The sequence below is a fragment of the Streptomyces flavofungini genome (assembly GCF_041028215.1).
Taxonomy (GTDB): Bacteria; Actinomycetota; Actinomycetes; order Streptomycetales; family Streptomycetaceae; genus Streptomyces; species Streptomyces flavofungini_B.
In genome coordinates this window covers 1-2,306 of sequence record NZ_JASKYR010001029.1, presented here as the reverse complement: position 1 = coordinate 2,306, position 2,306 = coordinate 1, and the positions used below count along the sequence as shown (strand labels likewise).

Below are 2,306 nucleotides of genomic sequence, written 5' to 3'. Positions count from 1 at the left end.
CGCCCCCCACGCCCCCAGAGCTTTCGAGCACGAGATAGGCGGCGAGCCGATAGGCGCCGTCGACCTGCGGATCCGGCTGGGCCACGGCGGCGGCGAACCGCACCGCGGGATGCGCCGCGAACGCCGCCTCGACCTCGCCCAGTTCGACCCGGTGCCCCCGGATCTTGACCTGCTGGTCGGTGCGGCCGAGGTACATCAGGTTGCCGTCGGGCCGCCGGATGACGAGGTCACCGGTGCGGTACATGCGCTCGCCGGGCGCGCCGAAGGGGCAGGCGACGAAGCGGTGCGCGGTCTGGGCGGGCTGTCCGAGGTAGCCGCGGGCGATGCCGACGCCCGCCACGTAGAGCTCGCCGGGGACGCCGTCCGGCAGGGGCCGCAGCCATGGGTCGAGCACATAGGCGTCGGTGTTGTCGATGGGGACGCCGACCACCGGGTCCTGGCACTCGAAGGTGCCGACGCCGAGCGTGTTGATGGTGTACTCGGTGGGCCCGTACAGGTTGTAGCCGACCGTCCCCTCGGTCTCGGCGAGGCGCTGCCAGAGCGTCGGGGTGACGGCCTCGCCGCCGAGCAGGACGAGCGCGGGCCGTCGGGCCGGGTCGTCGAGCAGGCCTTCGGCGACGAGCTGCTGGGCGTAGGTCGGGGTCACGTTGATGACGTCGATGCCGTGTTCGAGGCAGTACTCGACCAGGCGGGGCGCGTCACGGCGCAGTTCCTCGTCACAGATGTGCACCTCGTGGCCGTCGGCGAGCCAGAGCAGCTCCTCCCACGACATGTCGAAGGCGAACGACACGGTGTGGGCGATCCGGAAGACCCGGTTCCCGTGCTCGGCGAGGACCGGCTCGAAGATCCGCCGCTGGTGGTTGACCAGCATGTTGGTCAGGCCCGCGTACTCGGTCACCACGCCCTTGGGCCTACCGGTCGAGCCCGAGGTGTAGATCGTGTAGGCGGGGTGCCTGAGCCGGTCGGGGTCGTCCGGCGCGAACGTCACGAAGGGTGCGGCCTCGGGCAGCGGCCGGTCGAGTTCGAGCCGTTCCGGAACCGGGAAGCCCGCCAGCCTAGGCGCGACGCCGCTCACCGTGAGGATGACGTCGGGACCGGCGTCCGCCACGATCGCCGCGATCCGCTCGTCCGGGTGGTCCAGTTCCAGCGGTACGTAGGCGGCGCCGGACCGCAGCACCGCGAAGAGCGCCACGATCGAGTCGAGCGAGCGCGGGACGGCGAGGCCCACGGTCGTCTCGGGGCCGATGCCGCGTGCGGCGAGGACGCCCGCCACCGCCCGGCTGCGGTCGCGCAGCCCGGCGAAGGTCATGGTCTCCCCCCGCGCGACGAGCGCGATCCGCTCCGGATCGCGGTCCGCCGCCAGGTCGAACCGGTCGACCACGGTGTCCGTGCCGACGTCCGTGCGCTCGCCGGGCTCGGGCCGCGGGGCGAGCCCCCGCAGCGCGCCGACCCGGCCGCCCGCCGACGCCAGCTCCTCCAGTACGCCCAGGTAGTCGTCGAGGAGCCGCCGGGCGCTCGCGGTGTCGCCGTAGCGGTGCTCCAGCTTGACCGTGAGCCGCTCGCCGGGGGTGACGACCCAGGTGTACGGGTAGTGCGTGGAGTCGTCGGCCTTGACGGACGTGATGCCGTGCCGGGCGTTCATGGCGGCGAACGCGTCCATGTCCAGGAAGTTCTGGAGTACGAACAGGTTGTCGAAGAGGGTGTCGTGGCCGCTGGCGCGCTGGATCTCGCCGAGGCCGAGGTGCTCGTGCTCCATCGCCTCGACCCTGGCCGCCTGTACGGCGGAGAGGTACCCGCCGACCGTGTCCTCGGGCCGTGCCCGGGTCCACATGGGCACGGTGTTCAAAAGGACGCCGACGACCTCCGACAGGCCCTCGCCCTCGCGGCCCGAGACCGTCACGCCGAACACGGCGTCGGCGCGGCCGGTCCTGGCGCCGAGCAGCAGGCCGAAGGCGCCGGTCAGCACCGAGTTGAGGGTGACGCCGTGGGTACGGGCCGCCTCGCGCAGCAGGTCCGACCGCTCGACGGAGAGCGTGTGGACGAGCGCGTCCGGCAGTGCGTCGGAGAGGGACGGTGCGGGCCCGGCGAGCAGCGTCGGGCCGGGGAGCTCCGCGAGGTGCTCCGCCCAGAAGCGTTCGGAGGCGGCGGAGTCCTTGGCGGCGAGGGTGCGGGCGTACTCCTCGAAGCTCGGCGTGGCCGGTGTGGCGTCGAACGGTTCGCCCGCGACGATCGCCTCGTAGGCGTCGAACAGGTCCCGCAGCACGATCTCGCGGGACCAGCCGTCCCAGAGCAGCAGGTGGTAGCTG

1 protein-coding gene is annotated in these 2,306 nt (G+C 72.7%); it reads right to left on the bottom strand.

The features are described from left to right. The coding region (locus AB8Z36_RS38005; RefSeq protein WP_369217930.1) for a non-ribosomal peptide synthetase at window positions 1-2,306 on the bottom strand (2,306 nt) is incomplete at both ends.